Here is a 16825-nt window from a genome sequence, read left to right as displayed (position 1 = left end):
CCTCCACTTTATTAATGATGATTTCGCTTCATCATAATTAAAGACAAGTGAGGAGATCATTTTGTGACGGAGCCCCGATAAGTTTATCGGGATTGGTGATGAGATAGATGTTCCGGATTTGTCCGTTCTCGTCACCTTCAAACAGGATCACTTTACTGGCTGTTCCGTCCCGGTAATGAAGAAGCGCAGGCTCCCCGTTGATCATGGCGGGCACAAGATTACCCTGCAGAGAGCCTTTGCGGGTGATTCCGTTCCAGAAGGCGATAATCCGGCTCCGGGACAGGATCGGGCGAATGGCCGAACGAACTTTGCCGCCGCCGTCGCTCCACATGACCGCATCCTCGCGGATCATCCCCAGCAGCGGGGAGAAATTTCCGGTACGCGCGGCCTTGAGAAAAGCGCCGACCCAATCGGACACGAGGCGGGATTGCTCGGGCGACTGCCGGAAATCGTGTATTTCGGGGCCTAGTTTTTGCCGGGCCCGGCTCAGCAGCTTCCGGCAAGCCGCTTCGCTCTTGTCCAGAATCGCCGCGATCTCGTCGTAACCGACGGCAAACGATTCGCGAAGCACAAAGACCGCCCGCTCATCGGGGGTCAGCCGCTCCAGCATGACCATGAAGGCATAGGAGACCTGCTCTTCCCTTATCAGCGGTTCCTCCTCCCGTTGTACCGCTGCATCAAATTGCGGTTCCGGCAGCCAGACTCCCTTGTAAGATTCACGGGATATCCGTGAAGATTTCAGCACGTTTAAGCTGCGGTTTACGACGGCGCGTCTGAAATACGGCACCGGGCTCAGGATATGTTCCAGATCATCTTTATGTTCAAACAAGGCAGCAAACGTGTCCTGGACGATATCCTCCGCCTCGGCCCAGGAACCGGTCAAACGGTAGGACAAAGATGTCAATACCGATTTATTTTCTTGATATAGCTGTTCCAATTCGGTTATCGGGATAACCTCCTTTACAATACAAGCGCCTGCCAGACAACAAGCTTTCCATTACACTATATCAAAAGAAAGAGCGCCCTGTCTTATATAAACAGGGCGCCCGCAACTGATTAAAATTTGAAAATATGTATCGTTTTCTGCAGTTGGAATACGGCATTTTTCATCGCTTCGGTTTCTTCGGCCATCGCTTGAATCGAGGTGATTTGCTCGTTCATCGATGCGGATACCTGCTCTGTTCCGGCCGCCGATTGCTGTGTAATCGCCGAAATGTTCTGAATCGATGCGGAAATGTGATGGGCGCTTTCCAGCATCGATTCGCTTTCTTTGGAGAAGGCGGAAATCAGCTCGGTAATATACTGGACGCTTTGCACGATTTGTTGGAAGATTTGTTCGGACTCCTGGATCATTTCGCTTTGCTGACGGACGACGTCTTCATTGATCTTGATATTCTGGCCGGCAAGCTTCACATCCTGCTCGATGCTGCGCACCAGGTTGAACACCTCTTTGGTCGACGAGGTCGCCTCCTCGGCCAGCTTCCGGACTTCCTGGGCGACCACGGCAAATCCGGCGCCATGTTCGCCGGCACGGGCCGCTTCGATAGAAGCGTTAAGCGACAGCAGGTTGGTTTGATCGGCAATTTCCGAAATCGTCGCCGTAATTTTCGTAATCCCTTGCGCATTTTTTGCCAGAGCGTCGATCGACTCGGCCACTTTCCCGGTGGCTTCGATATTTTTCCGCATCCCGTCGGCCTGCATGGATACGGAGTCGCGTCCTTTCTCGACCAGCTGCAGCATTTCGCTCGAACGGGCGTTCATTTCCCGTGTGGAATCGGTGTAGTTGCTTACTTTGGTTTCGATCTCGCCGATGGAGTCTTTCATTCCGCTAACGTCCTCGGAAATTTCATTGGCGCCCAACGCGAGCTCATTGGAGGAGTGGGCTACCTGAGTCATAACGTCGATTAACTCCTGATTCCGGTCGGAGATGGCCCGGCTCGAATCCATAACCTTGCGGGTAATCTCGGAAGTCTCCTGCAAAATCTTGCGCAGCTTGTCCACCATGCTGTTGAAAGAACGGTTCAAATCCTCCAAGCCCCCGGATTCCATGATCCGGCTCGTGAAATCCCCTTTTGCAATTTTCGCGGATGCGCTCGTAATATCGTCAAAAGATCCCGTGAGCGAATTTTGCACATACCGGGTAAGCGGATAGGTAAGCGCTCCCAAGATGACGATTAAAACAATCCCTATGAGCAGTTTACCTACGATCGCAAACACGATCAGAGCGGGGACGGCAAACAGCGCGGCCACGAGATAGCAAGCGGCGGGTATTTTTTTGGTTAGGGGCAGTCCGTTGAACCATGACATGGGTAAAATGACCTCCTACTAAAGAAATAGTATATATCTACCATAATTATAACATCGACCGGTCAATGGGGATAGACCAATTATGCGCGCATCCGCGCATTTGCGTCATTGTTCGACCTTTTCGCATATCCGCGCATAGCCTAGCCGGGAACTGGGGAAATTAATAGCCGACAGGCTCTGAAATACTTGACAAAGGTGGATGAAAAAGTTATATAAAATTTACTTATATTTCGCATGCGAAATATTAAAGTGTATAATTAAAATTTAAAGGATGAACGCCGTTTGGACCAGAATGAATCGATGCAGGAGATTGTGGAATCGTTTCGGGAGCTCAGAAAGTCGTACTACCGGCTGTTGGCCGATCAGGCCGACCGGTCCGGGATCTCGGTAACCCAATACCTCGCTTTAAGAGCGATCCGGAACCAGCCGGGGATCGGTATGGGCCAGTTGGCAGGTGCGATTCGGCTTGAGAACAGCACGGTCAGCGGGCTGGTAGACCGCCTGGCGAAGGCGGGGCTAGTGGAGCGCGAGCGCCGCGAACACGACCGAAGATCCATCGCGCTGCATCTCACGGAGATGGGAAGGGAGGTTGAGCATCAGACCAAACTGAAAATAAACCGCTCCTTACATCATGTGCTTGAACTGCCTAGGCATGATATCGATCATCTGCTTGAAACTCATAGAAAAATCATAGAGATCATTGAAAAAGTGAGAGAAGGAAACCAACTATGAACAAAAATTCGAATGCAGGAGCTGCGACCTATAAGAAATGGCCGATTGTGATGGCATTGCTGATCGGCGCCTTTGTTTCGATTTTGAACCAGACGCTGATGAATGTGGCATTGCCGCATATGATGGCTGACCTCAATGTGACGGAAACGACCATTCAATGGCTGGTTACTGGCTTTATGCTGGTCAACGGGGTGCTGATCCCGGTCAGCGCGTATTTAATGGAACGCTTTTCGACCCGTACTTTGTTTATTTCGGCAACCTCGCTGTTTGCGCTGGGGACCTTGATATGCGGGATCGGCTTGGATTTCACCATGGTCCTCATCGGACGTATCATTCAGGCTGCCGGGGCGGGGGTGCTCATGCCGCTTATGACCGTTGTCTTCCTGTCGATTTTTCCGATCGAAAAACGCGGCCAGGCGATGGGCACGATGGGGATCGCGATGGTGTTCGCACCGGCCATCGGCCCGACGTTATCCGGTTGGATCGTTGAGCATCATCCCTGGAATATGCTGTTCTGGATCGTGCTGCCGTTCTCGATTCTTTCCATCATTCTGGGGATTATCTTTATGAAAAATGTTACCGAGGTGTCCCGGCCCAAGCTGGACTATTTCTCGGTGGTTTTATCGACGCTCGGATTCGGCGGAGTGCTGTACGGCTTCAGCGAGGCAGGCAGCGCCGGATGGGGCGCGATCGAAGTTATAATCAGCCTGATCGTCGGCGTCGCCGCTGTCGCCTTGTTCCTGTGGCGCCAATTGAGATCCAAGCATCCGATGCTGGAATTCCGGGTGTTTAAATACGATATGTTCTCGCTAACGACCATCATCAATGTCGTCGTGACAATGGCGATGTATGCGGCGATGATTCTGCTGCCGATTTATTTGCAGACGATCCGCGGTTTTTCCCCGCTTGAATCGGGGCTGCTGCTGATGCCCGGGGCGATTTTGATGGGGATCATGTCCCCGATTACAGGTATTATTTTTGACCGGATCGGCGCCAGATGGCTTGCCGTCGTCGGCCTGGCGATCACCATCGTGACCACCTGGGAGTTCAGCAAGCTGTCCGACAGTACGACATATACGCATTTGATTTTCATGTACACAGCCCGGATGTTCGGGATGTCGATGCTGATGATGCCGATTCAGACCGCCGGTTTGAATCAGCTGCCGTCAAGACTTAACGCACACGGCACGGCGATGTCCAACACGCTGCGGACGATTGCGGGAGCCCTAGGCACCGCCTTGCTCGTCTCCGTCATGTCGTCTCAGACGAAGGAACGGGCGGCCGAGCTGATCGTATCCGCCGGCATTAACCCGAAAGATCCCGCGAACGCCGAAGCGTTGGCGCAAATAACGAAGGAGGCGACGATCCACGGGATCGACTACGCATTCGTTATCGCCACGGGCATTACGGTCATCGCCTTCGTCCTTTCCTTCTTCATCCGCAAGGTGAAGATCAACAAGGAAGGGCAGGCCAAGAAGGTCGAAGTCAAGCCGGCGAAGGCTTGAGATTGCCCATGAGAAAAAAAGGCTGGTGCCAAGAGGCACCGGCCTTTTTTGCAGAGTTATATTAAGAAATGTTGATGAGCACATCCGGGCGAGACGTCTGTGTTTGCAAATCCATTGGCACCGGGTCGGATAATTATGATACCTTCCTTAGTAGAAATTCAATTACTTTAACTACACGTTCTAGATTATTAAATAAAAAGAGCAAAATAGGGGATTTCATTATTACTTTTGTGTAACAGACGGCACCTAGATAACTTAAATAATTGCTAGCAACAGAAATACACTTTAACAATTTCATATTGGACACTCCTTATTAGGTTTGTCCAATATGTTTTTTGAGCATCTGTAGACTCAAAAAATAGAGAAACATAGATCAGGAAAATAGGAACATACGATCTCTTTTCACAAAATTGTCAAATTTAATAGTCTAAAATTAATATAAAAGTAAAATATTACCTTAATTATCGTCCGAATCCTAGGGGCTTTCACGATAAAAAGATGCAAAAGTGCATCCTTTTTTCTATGAACTGCCTTTTTCAGGTTAAATTCCTGCGAATGTGCATTTTTTTTCCATGATTGCCCCCGGGCGGCCCGCAATTGCGATAAATTCCTGCATAATCGCAGGAATGCCCGGTCCATATCTTTTACCGCGCCAAAAGATGCATTATTGCAGGAATTCTACGCAGAAAAAAAGCCGGCCCTCATTGAAATAATCCAATGAGGGCCGGCTTATATTATCGGTTTTAGCCCAGTGTTACGACCACTTGGTGTACACCGCCGTCGCCAAACGGAGCGATGATGTTGCCTTCAACGGCTTTGCCGTCGACGTTCATGCTCTTGACGCCTTTGGACACATGATCCGGGTTGTTGATTTGGATCACATAAGTGTCGCCGCGGAATACGCGGGTGATTTCGAAACTGTCCCATGCGGCAGGGATGCAAGGCTCAACCTTCAAGCCGCGGAAGTCGGCTTGAATGCCGAGGATCGCTTGCGTGATCGCCACATAGTTCCAAGCCGCCGTCCCGGTCAGCCAGGAGTTCTTCGCTTCGCCGTGGCGTACCGCATCTTTACCGGCGATCATTTGCGAGTAAACATACGGCTCCGTCCGGTGAACTTCGCTGATGTCCTCGAGGTAAGCCGGAGCGATCTTCGAATATACTTCGAATGCTCTGTCGCCATGGCCGAGTACGGTTTCCGCGATCATGATCCACGGGTTGTTGTGGCAGAAGATACCGGCGTTTTCTTTGTACCCTGGCGGATAAGTCGAGATCTCGCCCAGGTTCAGATAGTATTTGGAATACGGCGGTTGTTGCAGTACGATGCCGTATTTGGTATCCAGTTTTTCCTTAACGGAAGTCATGGCTTTATCGGCAAGACCTTCTTCTACGCCGATGCCGGCCATAACGCAGATGCCTTGCGGCTCGATGAAGATTTGACCTTCTTCGTTTTCTTTGCTGCCGATCTTGTCGCCGTAGTGGTCGTAAGCGCGCAGGAACCAGTCGCCGTCAAAGCCGTGTTCCAGCGTAACCGCACGCATCTTGTCGGCATGGCCGGCAGCTTGCTTCGCTTCGTCTTCCAGACCGCGCATCCGGCAAATTTCCTCGAAATCAGGGCTAACGAACACGAACAGACCTGCGATAAAGACGGATTCGGCTGTTCCGCCAGCGATATTCTCGGTTGTTTGGAAAGATTCGCCCGGCTCCTTGGAGAAGCAGTTCAGGTTGAGGCAGTCGTTCCAGTCCGCGCGTCCGATCAACGGCAAGCCGTGAGGACCGAGGTTGTTGATAACGTGATAGTAAGAGCGTTTCAGGTGCTCAAACAGCGTCGCGGTGTTGTCCGGATTGCTGTCGAACGGTACTTGCTCATCCAAAATGCTTACGTCTCCGGTTTCTTTGATGTAAGCGGCCGTGCCCAGAATCAGCCACAACGGGTCGTCGTTGAAGCCGCTGCCGACTTCGTTGTTGCCTTTTTTGGTGAGCGGTTGGTATTGGTGATAAGCGCTGCCGTCTTCGAATTGCGTGGCGGCGATATCGAGAATCCGCTCTCTGGCGCGTTCCGGAATTTGGTGCACGAAGCCGAGTAAATCCTGGTTGGAGTCGCGGAAGCCCATGCCGCGGCCGATACCGGATTCAAAGTACGATGCGGAACGGGACATATTGAACGTAACCATACATTGATACGGATTCCAGATGTTGACCATCCGGTTCAGCTTGTCGTCGCCGCTCTTGATTTGATATTTGGACAGCAGACCTTCCCAGTAGGAAGCGAGGTCCGCCAAAGCTTTATCCACGTCGGCATCGGTAGCGAATTTCTCGATCATAGCCACTGCAGGCTTCTTGTTGATCACGCTAGGAGCTTCCCATTTCTCTTCTTCCGGCACTTCCACATAACCGAGGATGAAGACAAGGCTTTGTTCTTCGCCTGGAGCCAAAGTCAGCTTGACTTGGTGGGAACCGATCGGCGACCAGCCGCTAGCCACGGAATTCTTCGCTTGGCCGGCGATAACGGCTTGCGGTTCATGCAGGCCATTGTAAAGGCCGACGAACGATTCGCGGTCCGTGTCGAAACCGTCGATTTTGCGGTTGACGGAGTAGAAGGCATAGTGATTTCTGCGTTCGCGGTATTCCGTTTTGTGATAGATGACGGAATCCTTCACTTCGACTTCGCCGGTGCTGAGGTTACGCTGGAAGTTCGTCGAATCGTCTTGAGCGTTCCAGAGACAGAACTCGGCAAAAGAGAAGAGGGATACCGTTTTGTTGGCCGAACTCGTATTTTTCACGGTCAAGCGATGTACCTCGCCGTTATAGCCGAGCGGCACGAAAGCAAGCTGGTTGACGGAAATTCCGCCGCGCTCGCCGGTGATCGAAGTATAGCCGAGGCCATGGCGGCATTCGTAGAAATCGAGATCGCGTTTGACCGGCATCCAGCCCGGAGTCCAGAAATCGTCGGTGTCGTGATCGCGCAAATAGTAGTAACGGCCGCCGGTATCCAGCGGAATATTGTTATAACGGTAGCGGGTGATGCGGCGCAAGCGCGCATCGCGGTAGAACGTATATCCGCCAGCGGTGTTGGAGATCAGTCCGAAAAATTGTTCATTACCCAGATAGTTGATCCATGGATAAGGGGTTTGCGGTGTGTTGATGACATATTCTTTGCGAACGTCGTCAAAATGTCCGAATTTCATGAATAATAGCTCTCCCTTCATTTATGAACGCGCGTTTACAAAAAGTAAAATGCACTACCCCGCCCACAGGAGGGCGGAGAGCATTTTGCGGCTCGTGCCGCGAGCCGTTACCCCGTCATTAATCCCGGGCCGGCTTGCAGGAATCCCGGATGACGAGCCGGGTCGGAAAACTCTCCGTGCTGAAGGCGGGTGCCTCGGCATTACAGAGGCCGATCACCTTTTCCACAGCCGCTTTGGCCATATCGTCGATCGGCAGCTTGACCGATGTCAGCTTGGGGCTGACCCGGGCGGAAAGCTGAATATCGTCGAATCCGATCAGTGAGATATCGTCGGGTACGCTTATGCCGTGTTCGGCAAACGCTTCCATGGCGGATATCGCCATATCGTCGTTGGAGCTGAACAGGGCGGACGGGAGCTTGCCGGCGGAAGCCAGTCTGGCAGCTTCCCGGTAGGCGGTTTCCTTCAGAAAATCGCCCTCCAAAATGAAGTCCTCCACGAGCGGGAGCCCGTGCCTTTTCAGCGTGTTCTCGTAAGCCATGTACCGTTCGCGGCCCGAGAAAGTATTCATTCTTCCTTTGATGATCCCGATTTCCCGGTGGCCGAGGCCGATCAAATATTCGATCGCTTCCACGGTTCCTTCATAGTCCATCGAGTTGATGACGGCCAGATGGTTCTTGTTGAGCCGCTCGGCCATAATCTCGGCGATGTCGTAGTCGACAATGACGAGCGGGGCCTCCTGGCCGACCAGCTCACGCACGAGCTCGATGTCCTTTTGCGTACCGACGAGAATGCCTCCGTCAATCCGTTTTTGCAGAAACGCCTGCTTGATCTTCTGGAAATCCTCCGGCGAGTACACGGTATGAATGAGTACATAAAAGCCGCGGGCATTGGCCGTGTCGATGACAAGATCGACGATCGGGGCAAAGTAGCTGTTCTGGTAGATGCGGCTTGCATTTTCCTTCTCGTTCATACTGATGGCGAACAGCCCGATCGTGTCCGTCCGCTTGCCGGCCAGCGCTCTCGCGAAGCTGTTGGGCTCGTACTGATACTGCTCGATGACGCGCAGTACCTTCGCCCGGGTCGCTTCGGGAACGTTGGAATAATTGTTGATGACGCGGGATACCGTGCTGCGCGATACCCCCGCCAACTTGGCGATATCTTCGCTGCGCATGTGCTTCCCTCTTTCTTGTAAACGCGCGTTTATACCCCTATTGTAGTGCAAGCGTCCGCGTAAATCAATTCCTTATTTTTAACTATTATGCGGCTATTGTGCCGCGGCCTCGCTCTCCAGATAACGTTCGATGAAATGAAGCGCTTTGTCCCGGTTTTCCCCGCCGCTTCGGATCGTGATGATCATATCCTGCATGAAAAGCGGCAGCTCTTTCGCCATGGGACTGTCGGTCACCTTGATGCCGTATACGTGATCCTCGGTATCCTCTTCGGCCCGGCCCTTAATGATGTTATCCTCCTGCAGGAGTGGCTTCAGATCGCTGGCGGCCAGACTGTCCAGATTTTCGAAGACGCCGCTGTTGGCCAGCCAATCGAATGTACCCTGGTCGAGAATGTACACGTCCGGTCTTTCCGTCGCAAGCAGGGCGAACGCTTTTTGCTGGTAAGCCATATCCACCTGAGTCATGCTTTCGCTTTGGGACGGGACGTAGGTCAACGTCAGCTCGATTCTTTTCCATTCGGGGAACTGGGCGGTCATGAACTGCTCAAGCCCTTCGTCGCCTCCCTGGTTCTCGTCCGAAGCGTAGTTGCCGACAAACATCACCGATAGATCGACGGGAGGAAGCGCGGCCAGTCTTTTCTGCTCTTCCCGGTAATTGACCAGGGCGGTAATCCCGACAATGACGGCAATGACGGCGATAACCCCGATAATGACCCGGGTTTTGTAAATGCGGAAGAAATCATCGATCTTCTCGGCGGTTCCGGCGAATTTGCCCCATTTTTTGAAGCGCTGCCGGCTCGCCTCTTCGATCTTGTTGCGGTCTTCGTAACCGATAATGGTTTTGTAGGCTCTCAGCTTTTGCTCGTACTCGCTTTCTCCGGCTTCATTGGCGTCCTCAGCATCCGTCTGCCGCGAACGCGATTTGCGGAGCACAATTTCGAAAGCTCTTTCCACTTCCTCTCTGGAAGCGTTCTCGGGAAGACCCAGTAATTCGTAAGCCTTTTTTAAATCGTCCATCGCTGCTCTCCTCGTCATGTGTTTTAATCAAAAATCACTAGAATAATAGAATCTCTACTCTATATTATACTTGGGATTCGGAGCGAAGTGAAATGAAGCGCAAGGGGAGAGGAAGGAGAGCAAAAAAGCCGACAAGGAACCGGGTTCCCGGTTCCTTGTCGGTCAGCCGTTCAGGCGAATGTCTACTGAATCCGGCGCATAGACAGGATCATATTGTGCCAATACCCCGTGTCGAGAGAGCTGACTTCCACGCCGGGATCTCCCCAGGTATGGATGAATTTTCCGTCTCCGATATAGATGCCGACATGCCCGGGGATTTTGTCGTTATCAAACCTGCCCGGCACCTTAAAAAAGATGAGATCCCCGGTTTGCAGATTCGCCCGTTCCACGGATGTGCCGAGCTCGGCCTGATCCCTCGCGAGCCGGGGAAGGCTGATTCCGTAACGTTTGAACACGTGGCGGGTGAAGGAAGAGCAATCGAAGGTTTTGCTCTGCTCGTAAGCCGCCGCCCCGAATTCGTAAGGCACGCCGAGGAATTGCTTGGCATAGGAGACAAGCTCGCTCCTGTTCGCGGGCAGGCTAAGGATGTTCATCCGGTTATATCCGCCGGTTTGCGGAGCGGCCGTTCGTAGCCCGCCACCCTTGGTCCCTGCGGAACGGTCCAGCGAGCCGATCCGGAGTTCGCCGGTCCGGCCGTCCTTTTGGACATCGGTCTGCAGCAGCTCGCCCAGAGCGCGGGCCGTCATGCATGTCGTTCCGTTCTGGCGGACCGGGGCGTCCGACAGCGATACTTGTTTGCCGAAGGAGAGCGCCGTGCGCTGGCTCGGATGAACCTGATACATCACATCGGTATATCCCAACTGGGCCGTATTGTCGGTTTCCTTCAGGCGCAGGCCGAGGCTTTCCGCGACCCGGGTCAGCGGAATCCAGTCGGAATCTTTCGTGGCGCCGTCGTTATTTGGGTTGCGGATCACCGGGTTTTCCCCGGGAGGAGCCGACTGTGCGGAAGGATTGGCGTTATTTGTGTTTGTGCCGCCGCAGGCGGCGCAGCCAACCGCAAGGAGGCCGGATAGAATTAGGCAGTATATCTTTTTCCACTTGTTGCTGATCATGATTCGCAGACACTCCATTCTTCCGAAGGTTTCGCCCGGGTTCGCCATCTTTCCGTACGATAGCCGGGCGGGTCGATATCGGGTCGATAATTGAAGTATGGTGAAGTAAAGATTTTTTATGTATAGCGGAGTGATTTTTCTTCGGATTTCTGTGTACCGAGCGCCTTCCTTGTGAGCGGTCGGGATGACTTTTGCCGCGGTATTTTGTATAATCCATAGCAGGTTGCATGCTTTCATTGCTGACTTAGACTTATATGAATTTACGATAGGCACAAAGCTTGCCCGAAGGGAGATTATTAAAGGATGGCACAAACTGCAGCGAACGCATTCGAAGGTACTTTTCAAGGGGAGCCGGCGGTATATCTGAAAGCGGGAAAATATGAGGCTGTTATGCTGCCGGGCGTCGGCGGCAATCTGATATCGTTCCGCGATACCGAAAGCGGTTACCGTTTTCTGCGCGAACCGGCGGAAGGAGAGATGGAGGACTTTAAGAGCAACCCGGGCGTATACGGAATTCCGGTGCTGTTTCCTCCGAACCGGTATGAGGACGGACTATTCCCTTGGAAGGGGGAAGTGTATCGTTTCCCGGTGAATGAAGCCGCAACGAACAATCATCTGCACGGATTTTTACATACGGCCGGCTGGCAGGTAGAGGATTTCGGGCAAACGAAGCTGGAAAGCTATGTTACGGTGAAAGCAGCCGTTGACGAACAGCATCCCGCATTTCAATATTTGCCTTTCCGCTTTACGGTCAGACTGACCTATAAGCTGAGCGACAACGGGCTGTCCCAGCATCTGTTCGTCAAGAACGACGGGGACAAGGAAATACCATGCCTTATTGCCTTCCATACGGCGGTGAACGCTCCGTTTGCTCCGGGAAGCGAAGCGAAGGATTACAAAGTGAAGCTGACGATCGGCGAACGCTGGGAAATGAGTCCGCGTATGCTTCCGACAGGTTCCTATCAGCCGCTGACCGAGGATGAACTGAAGCTGAAGGGGGAAGGGGTATATCCTTTCTATGCTTCCATGGACAATCATTACACGGCGGTGGCGCAAAACGGCAGAAACCGGATGGAACTGACCGACGAGAAACTCGGCGCCACGCTGGTGTACGATGTGGGGACCTCCTACAAGCAATGGATGATCTGGAATAACGGGGCGACGGAAGGATTCTTCTGTCCCGAGCCGCAAATCAATCTCGTCAATGCGCCGAAGTCCGATCTGCCCGCAGAAGAAATCGGGCTGTTCAGCCTTGCTCCGGGCGAGATTTGGGAAGAGACCTCCCGTTTGTATCTGAAATAAAGTCTGCTCATGGAAAAAGCAGCCGTTACGGTACGTTCATTCGTACCCCGGCTGCTTTTCCTTTGCTTCTCGGCACTGCTTGGCTGCCGGTGAAGCTTAACCGACTTGGTCGATCTCCTGCGATCTCCGTCGGCTCGAATCCGGAAGCAGGCGCTTGATCTGCTCCAGGTTTCGTCTGGGAACATGGATTGTTTTGATACCGTGCGTTTCATCGCGGAACATGACCACATTATCGCGGATTTCCGAGATTTTAGACAGATTGACGTAGCAGTTGGTGCTGATGCGGTAAAACGAGGGGTCCGAGACGAGCTTCGAGGTTTGTTCGGCAGAGAGTCTCTGTTTTATACTGTAATTTCTGCCATGGAAACAGACCAGCCCATGAGCCCCGATTTTGAAGAAATACGTGTCATGCGGGTTTAGGTCCTCATACACGTCTTTTTTCTCCGATCCGACATTCATCATTCCAAATTCCCCCTTTAGATGATGTTGTGGAAGCGCTTGCAGTATACCATATTTTTGCGCTTTTGTGTAGAGGATTCATTTAAAACTTTAAACAAATTTTTAGCGGCTCGGCTGGACTTTTTTCCGGAATTAAGGAAAAATATAAGGGAAATTGTGATTATTCAAAGGAGGCAACGATCTTGTCGCAAACAAAAGAACGCCTGCTGCTGTTTATCGGCTCGTACGCCGAAACGGCGGATCCCGGGGTTTACGTATATGAACTGGATGTTGAAGCGGAGCAATTTCGCCGGCTGGATGCCGCATCGGGAATGAAAAATCCGACATTTCTCAATGTGCAGGCCGAAAGCGGCAAGTTGTACGCCATTTCGGAAACGAAGACAGAGGACGGGGAAAGAACCGGGGAGATCGTCTCGTTAGGGATCGTACCGGCCAAAGGGACCTTGGCGGAGTTAAACCGAATTCGCACGATCCGCCCCTCGACCTCGCATATTCAAATCGATCACGCGGGCAAGTTTGCTGCGGTGTCGGGGTATCATGGCGGAAATGTGGGGCTGATCAAGCTGTCCGAGGACGGACAACCCGCCTTGCTAACGGATGAACGGCAGCATGAAGGACACGGGGCGGACCCTGTCAGACAGGACCGCCCGCACCCTCATTCTGCGCAGTTCAGCCCGGATGACCGCTACATGCTGGTTGCGGATCTCGGACTAGACCTCGTCCGGACTTATGAAATCGACCGCACCGCCGGAAAGCTGATTCCTCGAGGCGACGCCATGACTCCACCGGGCTCCGGACCGCGGCATCTGGCGTTTCATCCGGCAGGGAAATTTGTATATTCGATCAATGAAGTCGGGAATTCGATTACGGCGTACGAATACGATGAAGCCGGAGGCCGCTTGACCCCGCTGTCCACGCTGTCTACGCTCCCCGACGATTTCACCGGCGAGAATACGACCGCGGAAATCGCCATCTCCGCGGACGGACGGTATTTGTACGGGTCGAACCGCGGCCACGACAGCATCGTTCAATTCCGGATTCAGGAGGACGGGGAGCTAGCCTATGTCGAACATGTACCGACTGAAGGAGGCCATCCCCGCCATTTCGCGCTGACGCCGGGCGGCGATTATCTGGTCGTAGCCAACCGCGATTCGAACAATCTCGTATTATTCCGGGTCGACCGGGAAAGCGGCCGATTGCAATTTACCGGGCGCACGGCCGAAGTGTCCAAACCGGTCTGCGTGCAGCCCGTATTGTTCCGGCTGTAATCTTGTAACCTAAAGCTAAGTTCCCATCTACTCCGTGAACAGGCCCGACCTCTTGATGCCGTCCCAAAGCGTTTGGAATTGCGGAATATCGATTTGCTGGGCGGCATCGGACAAAGCGACTTGCGGTTCGGGGTGAACCTCGACCATGACCCCGTCGGCGCCGGCGGCGAGAGCGGCTTTGGCGCAAGGAAGCAGGATGTCCTTACGTCCCGTCGAATGGCTGACGTCAACCAGCACGGGCAGATGGGTTTCCTGTTTCAAGAGCGGCACAGCGGAAATATCCAGCGTGTTGCGCGTCCATTTTTCGTAGGTACGGATGCCGCGTTCAATCAGCATGACATTGGAATTTCCGCCGACCACGATATATTCGGCGGCATGAATGAACTCCTCGAGCGTGGCGGCGATGCCCCGCTTCAATAGCACGGGAATACTCGCTTCGCCCGCCGCTTTCAGCAGCTCGAAATTTTGCATATTCCGGGCCCCGATTTGAATGATATCGATGTACTTCTCCGCCAGCGCGATATGGCCCGGATGCACGATTTCGCTGATTATGGAGAGGCCGAACTCATCCGCGACTTCCTTCAGCATTTTCAAGCCCTCTTCACCGAGGCCCTGGAAATCGTAAGGGGAGGTCCGCGGCTTGAAGGCCCCGCCTCTCATGATTTTGATACCCGCATCCTTTAAGGCGGACGCGACTGCGCGCAGCTGCTCGTACGATTCCACGGAGCAAGGCCCAGCGATCATGACCTGCGCCGCTCCGCCGATCAGGGTGCCATTGACGTCGATTACCGTATTGTCCGGCTGTTTCTTGCGGCTGACCAGCAGTTGTCGTTTGTGGTCCTCCTCCTGGAGATTCAGCGATGCTTTGAAAATCTCCTTAAAAATATGCTTGACCTCCGCGTTTTTGAACGGTCCGGGGTTGCGCTTGGCGAGCTCTTCGAGCATTTCTCTTTCCCGCACGGGATCGAACTTCGGAACCCCTTGTTTTTCTTTGATTTCCCCGATCCGGCGGACGACTTCCGCGCGTTCGTTCAGCAATACCAACAGCTGTTGATTGATACCGTCCAATTTTTCCCGCAATTCCTCCAAAGGCTGGCTCATTGTAAATCACTCCTAAAATAAATTTGATTTGCAGGCCCAAAAACAAGAAAAAGGTTGTCTGTCAAGGGACGGGGTTACCGCGGTACCACCCTTGTTAGACAACCTTTCAGTTTCTCGGCTTATAGCACGGATAACGGTGTGCGGCCGGAGTTCCCTATTTCCCTGGCGGGGTTCAGGAATCGACTCGGGAGCGAACTTCCGCGGCGCGGCTCCAGCGGGGTGCTCTCAATCTCCGGCACCGCCGTCCCTGTCTGGACGCATCCTTGTACTTTTCTCCGTCATCGTCGTTCGAGAGATTCATTACGTAATTACACGAGATTATATGCATGATCTGGAAAAAATGCAAGAACGCGCAGGCCCGCGAAGAAACTGTAAAGCTGCGTTGCGATAAAGTTGAAAATAACCGGGTTCGAACAAGCTGTGATCACTTGCTTTTCATATTCCCGCTCGCTTAAGATGAAACTATAGGATTTTCAAGTCTATACATAAAGGGAGCAGGTTGCTTATAATGACGTTTTTTAAAGAATTGTTTCAAATCCCTGGTTTCCGCAGGGTACTCGCCCTGATCGTGGCGGTATTGGTGCTGTATTATTCGCGCAGCATGCTCAATATGATCCTCATCACGTTTATTCTGACCTATCTCATCAACCGGTTGAACAATTTTATTTCCCGGAATGTGAATAAAGTCGTCCGTATCAACAGGAAAATTATCGTCCTCTTCATTTACGTCGTTATGATTTCGCTGCTCGTCTTCGCCATTTATTATTACCTTCCGGTATTTATTACCGAACTGACTGATTTGGTGAACCAAGTCATTTCATTTTACGATAATCCTCCGTCCAATCTGCCGGACAATATCATTCTGAATTTCCTGGTGGAATCGTTAAAAGATATAGACCTGTCCAAATATATCGACAGCGGATTCAATTTTCTGGTCAGCACCATATCCGATATCGGCAAATGGAGCCTGAATTTGTTTGTGGCCATCGTCCTCAGCCTGTTTTTCCTGCTGGAGAAAGAAAAGGTGACGAATTTTACCGCGAAATTCAAAGCCAGCCGGGCATCGTTTCTGTTTGTGGAGCTTGAATATTTCGGCAAAAAATTCGTCTCCTCGTTCGGTAAAGTCATTGAGGTTCAATTTTTGATCGCGCTGGTCAATTCAGTGCTTTCCACGATTTTTCTGTGGATTTTCGGATTCCCGAACCTGTTCGCCCTGTCGATCATGATCTTTCTGCTCGGTCTCGTTCCGGTCATGGGCGTCATCATTTCGCTGATTCCGCTCTGTGCGATCGCGTTCAAAATCGGCGGATTGATCAAAATCGTCTATGTGCTGATTATGATCGCCGTAGTTCATGCGGTGGAGACGTATTTCCTCAATCCGAAATTCATGTCGAACAAGACGCATCTGCCGATCTTTTACACGTTCCTGGTTCTGCTTGTCGCGGAGCATTTCTTCGGGGTTTGGGGGCTGATCGTCGGCGTACCGGTGTTTATGTTCCTGCTCGATATTTTGGAGGTTCCGGTCGGAACGGGCAAGAAGCTGCCGAAACCGGCGTCGAACGAAAAATAAACCGCGGGAACACCTGGTCTGTAGTAATTAGGCAAAATAATAGCGCCCAACCGGGCGCTATTTCTTATAAAGCAACCAATTCGAACCGGTCCTTAT

The 16825-nt window shown here is 52.3% G+C and carries 13 protein-coding genes; 5 read left to right on the top strand and 8 right to left on the bottom strand.

The window, feature by feature from the left end:
- Nucleotides 1–37: 37 nt before the first annotated feature.
- Both V3851_RS05595 and V3851_RS05590 read right to left on the bottom strand, forming a co-directional pair.
- Nucleotides 38–937: a sigma-70 family RNA polymerase sigma factor gene (locus V3851_RS05595; protein WP_331845534.1), complete on the bottom strand. Its 900-nt coding sequence runs from the start codon at nt 935–937 to the stop codon at nt 38–40.
- Between the two features lie 119 nt (nt 938–1056).
- Nucleotides 1057–2307, bottom strand: coding sequence for a methyl-accepting chemotaxis protein (locus V3851_RS05590; protein ID WP_331845533.1), 1251 nt, complete (start codon nt 2305–2307; stop codon nt 1057–1059).
- Nucleotides 2308–2589: 282 nt separating this feature from the next.
- Between V3851_RS05590 and V3851_RS05585 the strand changes: the two genes are divergently transcribed.
- Both V3851_RS05585 and V3851_RS05580 read left to right on the top strand, forming a co-directional pair.
- Entirely contained in the window at nt 2590–3039 is a 450-nt protein-coding gene (locus V3851_RS05585) for a MarR family winged helix-turn-helix transcriptional regulator (protein WP_331845532.1), read from the top strand.
- A complete protein-coding gene (locus V3851_RS05580; protein ID WP_331845531.1) occupies nt 3036–4544 on the top strand; it encodes a DHA2 family efflux MFS transporter permease subunit in 1509 nt (502 codons plus the stop codon). Before V3851_RS05585 ends, V3851_RS05580 begins: the two co-directional genes overlap by 4 nt.
- A gap of 743 nt (nt 4545–5287) precedes the next feature.
- Here the strand turns inward: V3851_RS05580 and V3851_RS05575 are convergent.
- The 4 genes from V3851_RS05575 to V3851_RS05560 all read right to left on the bottom strand — a co-directional run bounded on the left by V3851_RS05575 (nt 5288) and on the right by V3851_RS05560 (nt 11029).
- Nucleotides 5288–7729 carry a GH36-type glycosyl hydrolase domain-containing protein gene (locus tag V3851_RS05575; protein ID WP_331845530.1) on the bottom strand — a complete coding sequence of 814 codons (2442 nt, stop codon included), beginning with the start codon at nt 7727–7729 and terminating at the stop codon, nt 5288–5290.
- Between the two features lie 118 nt (nt 7730–7847).
- The gene (locus V3851_RS05570) at nt 7848–8900 is read right to left on the bottom strand and encodes a LacI family DNA-binding transcriptional regulator (RefSeq protein WP_331845529.1); all 1053 of its coding nucleotides are present in this window, start codon (nt 8898–8900) and stop codon (nt 7848–7850) included.
- Nucleotides 8901–8993: 93 nt separating this feature from the next.
- Entirely contained in the window at nt 8994–9917 is a 924-nt protein-coding gene (locus V3851_RS05565; RefSeq protein WP_331845528.1) for a molecular chaperone DnaJ, read from the bottom strand.
- A 182-nt stretch (nt 9918–10099) separates the two neighbouring features.
- A complete protein-coding gene (locus V3851_RS05560) occupies nt 10100–11029 on the bottom strand; it encodes a C40 family peptidase (RefSeq protein ID WP_331845527.1) in 930 nt (309 codons plus the stop codon).
- 303 nt (nt 11030–11332) lie between these two features.
- Between V3851_RS05560 and V3851_RS05555 the strand changes: the two genes are divergently transcribed.
- Nucleotides 11333–12331, top strand: a complete 999-nt coding sequence (locus V3851_RS05555; RefSeq protein WP_331845526.1) for an aldose 1-epimerase — start codon at nt 11333–11335, stop codon at nt 12329–12331.
- Nucleotides 12332–12427: 96 nt separating this feature from the next.
- On the opposite strand, the gene V3851_RS05550 is transcribed toward V3851_RS05555, so the two are convergent.
- Nucleotides 12428–12793: a LytTR family transcriptional regulator DNA-binding domain-containing protein gene (locus V3851_RS05550; RefSeq protein ID WP_331845525.1), complete on the bottom strand. Its 366-nt coding sequence runs from the start codon at nt 12791–12793 to the stop codon at nt 12428–12430.
- 179 nt (nt 12794–12972) lie between these two features.
- On the opposite strand from V3851_RS05550, the gene V3851_RS05545 reads away from it, so the two are divergent.
- Entirely contained in the window at nt 12973–14058 is a 1086-nt protein-coding gene (locus tag V3851_RS05545; protein WP_331845524.1) for a lactonase family protein, read from the top strand.
- 27 nt (nt 14059–14085) lie between these two features.
- On the opposite strand, the gene V3851_RS05540 is transcribed toward V3851_RS05545, so the two are convergent.
- Nucleotides 14086–15159: a bifunctional 3-deoxy-7-phosphoheptulonate synthase/chorismate mutase gene (locus V3851_RS05540; RefSeq protein WP_331845523.1), complete on the bottom strand. Its 1074-nt coding sequence runs from the start codon at nt 15157–15159 to the stop codon at nt 14086–14088.
- Nucleotides 15160–15667: 508 nt separating this feature from the next.
- Between V3851_RS05540 and V3851_RS05535 the strand changes: the two genes are divergently transcribed.
- Nucleotides 15668–16729, top strand: coding sequence for an AI-2E family transporter (locus tag V3851_RS05535; protein WP_331845522.1), 1062 nt, complete (start codon nt 15668–15670; stop codon nt 16727–16729).
- The last annotated feature ends 96 nt before the right edge of the window (nt 16730–16825 follow it).

This window comes from Paenibacillus haidiansis (genome assembly GCF_036553665.1).
GTDB lineage: Bacteria > Bacillota > Bacilli > Paenibacillales > Paenibacillaceae > Fontibacillus > Fontibacillus haidiansis.
Note: the sequence above shows the minus strand (reverse complement) of the source record. Positions and strands in the feature narration are given on the sequence as shown.

Excerpts from the sequence above, each read along its gene's own strand:
- V3851_RS05590 (WP_331845533.1), bottom strand. The coding sequence starts at position 2,307 with ATGTCATGGTTCAACGGACTGCCCCTAACCAAAAAAATACCCGCCGCT.
- V3851_RS05580 (WP_331845531.1), top strand. The coding sequence starts at position 3,036 with ATGAACAAAAATTCGAATGCAGGAGCTGCGACCTATAAGAAATGGCCG.
- V3851_RS05575 (WP_331845530.1), bottom strand. The coding sequence starts at position 7,729 with ATGAAATTCGGACATTTTGACGACGTTCGCAAAGAATATGTCATCAAC.
- V3851_RS05570 (WP_331845529.1), bottom strand. The coding sequence starts at position 8,900 with ATGCGCAGCGAAGATATCGCCAAGTTGGCGGGGGTATCGCGCAGCACG.
- V3851_RS05565 (WP_331845528.1), bottom strand. The coding sequence starts at position 9,917 with ATGGACGATTTAAAAAAGGCTTACGAATTACTGGGTCTTCCCGAGAAC.
- V3851_RS05560 (WP_331845527.1), bottom strand. The coding sequence starts at position 11,029 with ATGATCAGCAACAAGTGGAAAAAGATATACTGCCTAATTCTATCCGGC.
- V3851_RS05555 (WP_331845526.1), top strand. The coding sequence starts at position 11,333 with ATGGCACAAACTGCAGCGAACGCATTCGAAGGTACTTTTCAAGGGGAG.
- V3851_RS05550 (WP_331845525.1), bottom strand. The coding sequence starts at position 12,793 with ATGATGAATGTCGGATCGGAGAAAAAAGACGTGTATGAGGACCTAAAC.
- V3851_RS05540 (WP_331845523.1), bottom strand. The coding sequence starts at position 15,159 with ATGAGCCAGCCTTTGGAGGAATTGCGGGAAAAATTGGACGGTATCAAT.
- V3851_RS05535 (WP_331845522.1), top strand. The coding sequence starts at position 15,668 with ATGACGTTTTTTAAAGAATTGTTTCAAATCCCTGGTTTCCGCAGGGTA.